Annotated in this window: 6 protein-coding genes; 1 reads left to right on the forward strand and 5 read right to left on the reverse strand. The window is 42.6% G+C overall.

The window, feature by feature from the left end; translation table 11 throughout:
• The first annotated feature begins 19 nt into the window (after positions 1 to 19).
• The gene (locus tag V7K84_RS02495) at positions 20 to 2,086 is read left to right on the forward strand and encodes a chromosome segregation ATPase (RefSeq protein ID WP_334836081.1); all 2,067 of its coding nucleotides are present in this window, start codon (positions 20 to 22) and stop codon (positions 2,084 to 2,086) included.
• A 380-nt stretch (positions 2,087 to 2,466) separates the two neighbouring features.
• Here the strand turns inward: V7K84_RS02495 and V7K84_RS02500 are convergent, their stop codons facing one another.
• The 5 genes from V7K84_RS02500 to V7K84_RS02520 all read right to left on the reverse strand — a co-directional run bounded on the left by V7K84_RS02500 (position 2,467) and on the right by V7K84_RS02520 (position 9,969).
• A complete protein-coding gene (locus V7K84_RS02500; RefSeq protein ID WP_334836083.1) occupies positions 2,467 to 3,978 on the reverse strand; it encodes a hypothetical protein in 1,512 nt (503 codons plus the stop codon).
• 584 nt (positions 3,979 to 4,562) lie between these two features.
• Positions 4,563 to 5,441, reverse strand: coding sequence for an NAD(P)-dependent oxidoreductase (locus V7K84_RS02505; RefSeq protein WP_334836085.1), 879 nt, complete (start codon positions 5,439 to 5,441; stop codon positions 4,563 to 4,565).
• 420 nt (positions 5,442 to 5,861) lie between these two features.
• Positions 5,862 to 7,040, reverse strand: coding sequence for a class I SAM-dependent methyltransferase (locus V7K84_RS02510; protein WP_334836087.1), 1,179 nt, complete (start codon positions 7,038 to 7,040; stop codon positions 5,862 to 5,864).
• 217 nt (positions 7,041 to 7,257) lie between these two features.
• Complete coding sequence (locus V7K84_RS02515) at positions 7,258 to 8,997, reverse strand: Dyp-type peroxidase (RefSeq protein ID WP_334836089.1); 1,740 nt, start codon at positions 8,995 to 8,997, stop codon at positions 7,258 to 7,260.
• Between the two features lie 582 nt (positions 8,998 to 9,579).
• A complete protein-coding gene (locus V7K84_RS02520) occupies positions 9,580 to 9,969 on the reverse strand; it encodes a VOC family protein (RefSeq protein WP_190913335.1) in 390 nt (129 codons plus the stop codon).
• Positions 9,970 to 10,107 lie beyond the last annotated feature (138 nt).

Consider the following 10,107-nt stretch of genomic DNA (forward strand, 5'->3'; position numbering starts at 1 on the left):
AATTATTTTGGTGTGAGAGATGACAGAGCGGGATATTCCAGACAGTTGGTCTTCAGCCAGTGGAAGAGAGCCAGATCAAAACAAAAGATTATCCCGAACAGAACAATTCGGTGAAACTCAGCCATTTGATGTCCCAGCTACTGGTTCTACCTCCAAGTCAGTGAAGCGGCGAAAAAAAAACCATACGAAAGGATCATCTATAAATAGTCATTCAGAAGAAACTGCCCAACTCAGTAGTACTTTTAGGAAATGGCCACGCTGGATGAAAAGCTGGACATTGTGGCTAGTACTACTAATGTTGATTCCCGGCAGTGTCGGATTTTTGGCAATGGCAATGCTGTTCAAGTTGCCTGCTGCCCCTAATTGTCCATCGATTTTCTGGCCGCTAGCTAGTGCTTCTGTACGGCTACATTGCGCTCAGTTAGCGGCTTCTAAGCAAACAGTGAACGACCTATTGCAAGCGATCGCTCTGGTGAAGCAACTACCACAAAATCACCCGTTGCATGGAGAAATCGATCGTTTCATCGAAGAATGGTCGCGGGATATTTTGAAGCTAGCCGATCAAAGTTTCCAAACTGGGAATTTAGAGGAAGCGATCGCGACTGCTCGTAAGATACCCGAAGATGTAGCAGCTTATAAAATAGTCGATGAACAAGTTGACAAATGGCAGTCAATTTGGTCAAAGGCTGAAACCACATACAACGGTGCGATCGCCGAAGTAAAAGAACGGCGCTGGCAATCGGCGTTCATGTTATCCGCTAAAATGCTGCGCGTAGACAATCAATATTGGGCGGGTACTAAATATGACCAATTGAATCGTCTAATTGCCACAGCACGAGAAGATGGCGATAAGTTAGGAAAAGCCGAAAGTTTAGCAAGCAGCAAAGTAGTCGATAATATCCTAAAAGCGATCGAGTTAGCCGAGTCCATTGGGCAAGAAAGTTACCTTTACCAAAAAGCTCAGGAAGCAGTTCCGGCATTTGGACGAAAAATGCTGGAATTGGCACAGGCGAAACTAGACAAGCAGGATGCGGATGAAGCGCTGAATATTGCTAGGCAAATACCGGAAAGTACGAAACTACAAGGCGAAACCGATGACTTTATTGCCATAGCTGACGCCAAAAGGAGTGCTTGGATCGGTAATGTTTCTGGTTTAGAGGCAGCGATCGCTCAAGCACAACAAATCGATCCCTCGAGACCAGTGTATAACGAAGCACAGCAGCTAATTGCTCGTTGGCAGTTGGAAATTGAAGATGTTGCGCATCTGGAAAAAGCGAGAATATTGGCTAGCCAGGGGACAGTCCCGAATTTAACAGCAGCGATCGCCCAAGTACAGCTTATTCCTGCTAGTAATCCTAGAGGTGCAGAAGCTAGGCAAGAGATAGGTCGCTGGAATGCCCAAGTGGAGACAATTGAAGACCAACCTTACTTAGACCGTGCCGAACAGATAGCAATATTCGAGGATATTAACTCCTTGCAAACTGCGATCGCTCAAGCTAGCGAAATTCGTAGAGGTCGCGCATTATATCCAGAAGCACGGAAAAAAATTCGTACTTGGGTAGGAAAGATTGAGCGAATTCAAGATCAACCTTACTTAGATCGAGCACAAGAACTGGCCCAGAGTGGCAATCTCACCGCCGCCATTAGCACAGCTCAACAAATTGCTTCATCGGGAAGAGCGCTTTCACAAGAAGCACAAACTGCCATCGATGACTGGGAAGGGCAAATCCGCACTAGAGAAAACTGGAAAAAAGCCCAGGAAGTGGGTGCGGCTGGCACTCCAGAAGCCTTGGTTGAGGCAATACGACTGGCGGATCGAGTTTCAAACAATAGCATCTTACGTATGGATGCAAATCAGGCTATTGACCAATGGAGTCAGCAATTGTTAGAAATAGCGCGCACTCAAGGTCAGTCTGATATTGCTAGAGGCATTGACATTGCCAAATCGGTTCCACGCGGTAGTGCTGCTTACAGTGCAGCGCAAGAGCAAATTAAGACTTGGCAGGATTTTCTCAATCCTCAACCTGAACCTCAACCTCAGCCTCAGCCTTCGTCTGTGCCTGAATCTCTACCATTTCCCCGCTAAACTACTATTAATGGTCAGCGATCGTCTATTAGAGCAATTTTCGAGTCAATAGACCACAGTCTAGCTACTCACTAAGCATCTCAATATCGCCGATAGTGAGCAGTATTACTAATCTTTATCCTCAGTAAGAGGTTGTTTGAAAAGTTGTAAAGTACATATACTCAAAATATCTCTCCCAGCCTCTCCCCAAAAGGTCAAGAGAATTTCAAACTGCATTCCCTACAAGAGAATGGGGCGAGGAAGGGTTAGGTTTTCGAGACTTAGATGTTACAAAAATACTTTTCAAACATCCTTGAAGACGTTAAGTTTTCTTACTGAAATAATCGCGACGCAATGACTAGAGACAATCTAAGATTAAACTCTTTAGCTTAACCAAATCTTCAATTCTTAACTGGGTTTCTGGCAAGCGGATTTCTGCCAAATAGCTTGATGATGGTTTCAGCAAATTCTTTATTGTCGTAAAATTCATGCATCAGAGTAATAGGTTGGGAATAAAGTTGATCGCTGGAAAAGATCGACTTCCAATCTAGTTGGGTGTTATTAACAACTCCGACATCTTTCATCTTTTTGAGGAATTCATAAGCAATTAACCCTTGACCAATGGCAGATGGATGAATCCCATCTAAACTAAATAGTCCACCTTGCCGTAGTCGTCCAGTTGTGTCTGCGTGGTAGTATTTTGTATTGACTTGGGGATAGGCAAACTTGAATTCTTCTGGGAATTTATACTGCACTTGTCCAGCATTTCGCTTGAAGGCAATTTGTTGTAAAGCATTGGCAAGATCGACAATATGATAGCGTAGTTGCGGATACCGACTGTTCTTACTCTTGACCAGTTCTTTGATTATTTCATTGTATGTACGAATACAGTCATCAATGTAGAGGGCATCTTGTAGCGTCAGGTATAAGGTTCCGGTTTTTCTAACTGTATCTTCTTCAAAGGGAAAATAAGTGTAGTATTTGTAGTAAGTTGAAGGATTCTTTTCTCCCGGCACATCAATTTCAGTAGTTGAACCTACACCTTTTGCCAATGGCGCAATAGTTACAAGCGGTACTGTGCCAATGAAGACATTCCAATTAGGGTTGGTGTTATTTTGCATGATTGCATCAACCCGATTGAGCAATTCTCGATATTCAGCCTCGAAATCATTGGGATGCCACAGGTTCCATTGTTCTCTTACCTCACGGAATGATTTGGGATCTTGGCTTGGGTTGTTAAGAGTCTGATTTGGATCGTTGGGAGTTTGATTAATTTCTAAACCGATCACAGTTCCAAGCGCATTGTTTGCTCCTAACCAGAGAATTAAATTTTCAACTCCCCCTGAAGCGGTTGCATGATGCTTCAACCAATCAAGTTGGCTATAGTCGTTAAAAAGAGGATTTAAAGACGGGTTGAGAACTTTAAGCGCTATTCGATAGAAGGCAGCATTGGGCAGAGTCAAAAAACCAGGCTTGCCATCTCCCTTGTCGTTACTAAGTTTAATTTGATACTTGCAAATATTGGGTGTTATCATCCAAGAATCAGCAATATCAAAGCCCTGAATTGCTACATTGTGGAAGAATTCAATTCCTCCTGGATAAGGGTGTTCAGCACTACCTGCTCCCCGTTCAAAGAAATCTTCTGTTTCATCAAGTACACTTTCAAAAGTTGGCAATATGGTCAGCCAATCTAGGGCGTTGATATCTGAGCCATATTTTTTTTCCAAACGTCGTAAAATCTTCTCAATATTGGCTGGTAGTCCGCCTACTAACCATTCAGGATAGAGATATTGAGTACCAACTACTTGCTTCATTGACTTAGCAATCAAAGTTGAAAAACAAAGGTCTGTCCGGGCTGCTGCCAAAGACATAAAGCCTTGAGAAACACTGTCGCCAATTGTAAAAAGCCTCATTTAATACCTTTTAAATTATTTAATTGCGTGTAAATACTACGACAAAAGTCTTAATCCCAAAAGTATATTCGGAATTTGACTACATTTTAATTTTAAAAAGTTTTAATTTATCTTTTTCGAGGAGCGTATAAGGCGATGCGCTTAGGTTAAGAAAAATTGCACTTACTGTCTTGAGTGTTAGCGAAGCCCAACAAAGTCACGCTAGTAGGTTAGGTTTCGTTCCTAAACCCAACCTACTAGCGTGACATACTTAAAATGTTGAGTTTCAAAAACTCACCAAAACCAAAATCCAATGATTAACAGAATTACTCAACCCAATAAATTAAGCTTGCCACGCTACTACATCAGTTTTAGTTTTTAGCCTTAACTCAAGCGTATTGCAACATGACCAAGGTATTTGTTGGGCTTTGTTCGTCAAACGCTACTTGACGTGAGAATAAGTCGGCGAAACTAACAACAGTTCCTTCTTTGAAAGGAAGATGATGCGCATAGCTTGCTTCTGGACAGGGTACAAGTCAGGAAACCCAGTGTTAGTTAGCGCCTAACTCCCCACTGACTTCAGGCGTGAGATGAGCTTAAAGTCTTTATTCGCCGATCGCTTCTCCCCATTCCTTAATGACTGAAAATAGTGATGAGTAATCATCATCAGCAAATGACATTTTTACGGCTGTTTGCAAGATTTGCCGCACTCCTTTAATACTGCTGAGATCCAAACTTTGAGATTTTGCTTCTGAGATAAATAATTCCGTATCTTTAAGTAAGTATTTTGTAGGGAAATTGGCATCGGCATAATTGCCGTCTAACATCAGTTGTAGCTTTTTGTCAAAGATAGGTGCGTAGAAAGGACTGTCGCGCAAGATTTGCATAAACACATCCACATCTACACCTTGACGCTGGACAAAAGCTAGACTCAGAGCAAAGCTAGTTGTTAGAGAAGCTATTAGTTGATTTAGTGCCAATTTAAGCGCCGCCGCAGATCCCACTGGCCCGATAAGTAAAGGTTCTGTCCCAAAATTTTCGAGTAACTTCAAGTGATGTTCGTATTGTTCTGGCTCGGCCCCTACCATAACACTCAATTTGCCAGCTTTTGCTTCTGGGATACCCCCTAATACGGGCGCTTCTAAATACTCACCACCACCCCCAACAACTGCATCTCTAATTTCCTGGCTTTCAGTCGGCGTAATTGTTCCCATTTGGATGATTGTGCGCCCTTTCAAAGTTTGCCAAGCAGTATCTGAAAGCAACACATTATAAATGGCTGGGGCATTAGTCAGCATGAGAATTATACACTCAGCAGCACGAATGGCATGGCGGGGATGTGTAGCAATTTCAGCCCCAGCTGCCTGTAGTGGTGCTAATTTTTCTGGGGTACGATTGTAGACAACTAGCTGTATATCTGCGGCTAATAACCTTTGAGCCATTGGTAGTCCCATCAGTCCAATTCCCAGAAATGCCACCTTCATTTTTTACGTTCCTTTAGTACAGCATCACCGTAAGCGTTGCGTAAATTGACATAGCAACTCTTAGAGAGGCTACGCCAACGCTTAGAGCGAGTCATTGAGCGTTATAGCCTATCGCAAACAGCGCATTGTTTGATTCAAATTTAGTTGGGAAGTAGTTATTTGAAATTTAAAATACAGTCCTAAATCCCAGTTTTCTTACTTCCTAACTCTGGCAATCAACCACCGGCAGCAAAAGTTAACATAATTATCACTGAAAGTAATATACCAGGGGTAAGTAGTGTTACTAGCATTAACAGGTCATGAGTGGACATAATTATTACTTTGGTAGTGTGTTTAACTTTACTGTAATCACTGTTATGCTAGTCCAAATAAGACTGATACTGCATTCTTAAATAGAGTTTTAACTTTTCAACTTTACGCTTACTCTGGCAGGATCAATCCTTTTAATGCTTGAGAGATTTCTGTCTTGTCCAGACCTTTGCTCTGAATTAAGACTCCAAAGCCGCCGAGTCCTGTGGGATCTAGAAGTTGGTGTAGTGCATCCCGATGCTGTAGTAACTGCGAGAGAGGTTGCTTTTGCTGGGAAAGGGCTGCAATACGATCGCCTAACCCCAATGCCATCAAAAATAATCCCTGCTGGATAAAACCAACATTCTTTAAGTTACACTTCTGGCCCCAGCGTTCCAAAGCTGTAAAGTCAACATGGGCAGTTATATCTTGTCGCCCAATATTAATATAAGGATTGTCATGGAAACGGTGGTGATAATAGCACTGTAACGTTCCTTGCGATCGCCTGGGATTATAGTAACGGCTGGCGGGGTAGCCATAATCAATTGTTAACACATAGCCGCGCTGCAAGCGGTCTGCTACTATACTCAACCAGTCTAAAGCAGCTAAATTAATTTCACTACGGTAGCCATCGGGATATGCACTTTGGGTAAAGTTCATTTCCACTAAGTCTAAATATTCAGCTAGTTGGGGCGTTGAAGGTTCCCCTGTGACTTCCACAAATGATGAGCAGGTTTCTTTCTCATTACTATCTGTGGTTACATAAATTTCTCGAAGTTCTCCCGTTTCTAGGATGAATTGATGCACGGGGAACGCATCTACTAACTCGTTAGAGAAAAAGCAACCTGCGATCGCATTTGGTGGTATCTCCTCTAAATTACACCAACGCACAGGGAAATCTTGCAAGCGTTGCTGCTGTTCTTGTCTTAAAGTTGGAGACTTTTCAACAATGATGTACTCTAGGGCAGTAAAAAAATCTGGGTAGTGTAGCTGATGATATTTAAGGATATGCAAAGCTAGCAATCCTTGACCTGCTCCCATTTCTACCAGAGAAAAGGGTACAGGTTTTCCTAAAATCTCCCACATTTGCAAAAATTGTTCTGCGAGTAACTCACCAAAGTCAGAGCAGAGGTTAGGAGAGGTGAAAAAATCACCACCTTTAAAGCCAATTTTGAGTGCATCGCTAGAATAGTAGCCGTATTCAGGGTGGTATAATACCATGTCCATGAATTGGGCGAAAGTAATTCGTTGCTGGGGAGTGGTGGTAATGTAATTGGCGATCGCTGCACACAATGCTGGATTTGAATCCATAAATTTGAGGTTTGAGATTGGGGAATAGAGAAAAATAAATGAATTATGAATGATGCAAAACAAAATTCATAATTCATTATTTCCCTAATGGTCTACAAACCCCATGATATCGACCACTGTGGTATAAGTGCTGGCATTTATTGACAGACAAAACTTGGGAAGTTTGCAGTTCGATGCGATGCTACCAAATGGTTCTGCCCCTCTTTACCTAAAATCCTTATTTTGTCAATACTTCCTTCAAAGCAGAAATCGAGGGTGCAAAGAAGTAGCCGCCACCAGTAGGGATTACCCAGTCTTCAGGTGCAGTCAACTCCTTAGTTTGAGGTTGATTTTGGTCATCCTCAAGGTGGATAAAGAACTTGCGTGTGCGATCGCCATTTGGTTTATTATTTTCACTTTGACCAATAATTGGATCGTGACCAAGAGTTAATTTACCTTCAAACTCGTGGCCTTTAGCAGCCTCCTCACTAAAGTTTGGATTGTTAGCCCAGAACTTAGTGACAAACTCAAACTGCTCTACAATCGAAGTCTGATAAGCCAAAAAGTGGAGACCGCGATCGACAAAGTTCGCGTCTTGTAGCGGATTGTTCGGCGTTGAAGGAGACACCGGGCCATAGGGAATACCGCGACGGAGCAAGCGGTGTGTTTGAGTAGTCACTTCACTGCGGTCAATCTCTTCTGGCCCTGGGCCTCCACCTCCTGGTGTTTTGTCATTGCGTGGATAAGTCTTACGGGTATGGGCAATAAACGGGCACCGCAGACCCGTTGCATCTTTGGAAGGAGGAACTACGTCGTTTTTGAAGAATTTTCCATCTGGTGGATCGTCACCGTTGAATTCAAAATCATTGTTGGCATTGTCATCATTACCCAAACTTGGGGCATCTTCCTCCGGCGTGCGGACAGTGGGAGCGCCACTGGGCCAGCGACCAATCAGCTTTGCACTCACCTTTCGAGCATCGGTGTCTAGGTCAGCAGCAATATCGTTTAAGAACTTGTGGAACTTATACACATCTTGACGCAATCGCCGGAATACAAGGTAAGAGCCATCATTCGCCCAGTGTAGTCCTGCCGACACAACCTGACCTTTGCTATGTTCTAACTTTTTAGCATCATTGTCCTGACCTTCATAGCCAAAAACGAATTCTCCTGGCCACAGAAGATCCTGTCCTGGTTTGCCCTGGTTTTTATTCTCTGGATTCTGCCGAGGAGTCAGAAGGTCTTTAGGATTATCAGCAACCCGGCCACGAATACCAGGTTGTGATATTCCATCCAGGTTGCCAAAATGCTCATGTCCAGACAGGGGTGCGGGTAAGTTGGCTCCCTCTTCCAAGAAGGTAATTCTGGCTCCGCTGCTCTTAGCGTTGCCTTTCCCATCTGTAAATGCCACAATACTTTCTAAAATCCGCGAGATTTCTGCTAACAAGTCTGCGCGTTCGTCGCTGGCAATAATGAAAACCACATCAACTTTGCCATTATCCGGCCCACCCACAACCCAGCCAATAGGTTTACCATTTTTGTCTACTGGGTCGTTCAGATCGGCTGCGCGTGCTGCTAGTCCAGCTTTAAAGGATTCATCCTTAAATGAGTCGGCATCATTGGTTAGTTTCTTCAGCCCCTCAAAGGAGAAAGCTACATTCACCCAGGTTGCCTTAACAGTACCTTCGCGGCCTCGTCGTTGTCTTGCGGACTTAAATAGGCGGTTAAAGGCAATAACTTCTGAAGCGGTGGCAATAAAATTAATTTGTGACTTCAGCCAGTGCTTAAAGGCATGTGGATTTTCAATTTCAAGGAACAAGAGGGCTTGGTAGTCTTTATTGAACCCACCTAGAATGTTGCCTTGAATATTGTTGACATTGAGAATAGGCTCATTAGGCGCAGGGACGTAGAAGAATGAGTTTGCCTGTTGACCTTCTAACGGTTCAGGAGCAGGCGCTTCACGAATTATTTGTTGTGTCATGATTAAAGTCCTGTTTATGGTAAAGCCTATTGGCTATTCCAGAATGGAAATATCAAACCAGGTATCTCTAATGGAAACCTGTGTTAACTTATCGGACTTAGGTAAGAGATTTATGCAGCAATTCTACCCATATTTCATCTTTTGGAAGATAGAGCTGTGTAAATAAACTATACATATTTTAAATATGGTCATACATTGTACTAGAGAGCAAGAATTTTGTCTGTCTGCTCCAACCCTGTTAAAGGCAAATTAAATAAAAAGAATTTTATTTATAATAGTAAGTTTAATAATCTAGCAATTCTTAATTGCCAGTAATTGGCGCTCGCGTAGGAAAATCAGAGGTTATTTAGCAAGTAAAAATAAAAATACTGTAAGTTGTGTTGGGCATATATTTCAATATGATTTCTCAACAAAAACATAATTAAAGTGCCTAATACACCGCTATAGAAAGCGGTGCGTTAAGCTAAAGCCGTAACACACCCTACTGAAGATTTATTTTATAAATAGTATTTTAGGTGTTGATTTTAACTCTAGCGATCGCAATCCTCACCCAAATTAATCACGTTTAAGGTAATTTGCTACTTAGGCACTCACCAGCGACACTAGCACACCATTGGGATCGCGGACACGAGCAATCATTTGTCCCCCAGGCTGAGATTTAGGGGCATCTAGTGTTTTTGCACCAGCCCCGATCGCTCTCATGTAAGCGCTACCAACATCAGGAGTAATAAATGATATTTGGATTAATGCAGGTGGTTGTGTAGCGTCGTTGGGATGGCAACCACCAGGAAATAACTTCTGTGCTTCGCTACTAGAGGAGAAAGCTAGTGTGGTGTTTCCGGTTTCGATTTCCGCCCAGATAGATTGTCCCTTATCCACGAGAGTACGGCGAACTAGACCAAAGGCTTTTTCGTAAAACTCAACGGTTTTAACTACATCGTCTACCCAAATAACCGTGTAAGCAAATTTCACAGTTTTTTCTCCTTAACTAGAAAAATTAGTAAAAACCTGAGCAAATAGAATGAGACTGTTGGCGAATTAAAAGAGGGTGAAACCAAACATCCCATAAAAATGGCAAAGGAATTATGATGAAGCAGAAGTAAAAAGAGC

The sequence above is a fragment of the Nostoc sp. genome, assembly GCF_036917315.1.
In the GTDB taxonomy this organism is placed as follows: Bacteria; Cyanobacteriota; Cyanobacteriia; order Cyanobacteriales; family Nostocaceae; genus Nostoc.

Excerpts from the sequence above, each read along its gene's own strand:
- V7K84_RS02495 (WP_334836081.1), top strand. The coding sequence starts at position 20 with ATGACAGAGCGGGATATTCCAGACAGTTGGTCTTCAGCCAGTGGAAGA.
- V7K84_RS02500 (WP_334836083.1), bottom strand. The coding sequence starts at position 3,978 with ATGAGGCTTTTTACAATTGGCGACAGTGTTTCTCAAGGCTTTATGTCT.
- V7K84_RS02515 (WP_334836089.1), bottom strand. The coding sequence starts at position 8,997 with ATGACACAACAAATAATTCGTGAAGCGCCTGCTCCTGAACCGTTAGAA.
- V7K84_RS02510 (WP_334836087.1), bottom strand. The coding sequence starts at position 7,040 with ATGGATTCAAATCCAGCATTGTGTGCAGCGATCGCCAATTACATTACC.
- V7K84_RS02505 (WP_334836085.1), bottom strand. The coding sequence starts at position 5,441 with ATGAAGGTGGCATTTCTGGGAATTGGACTGATGGGACTACCAATGGCT.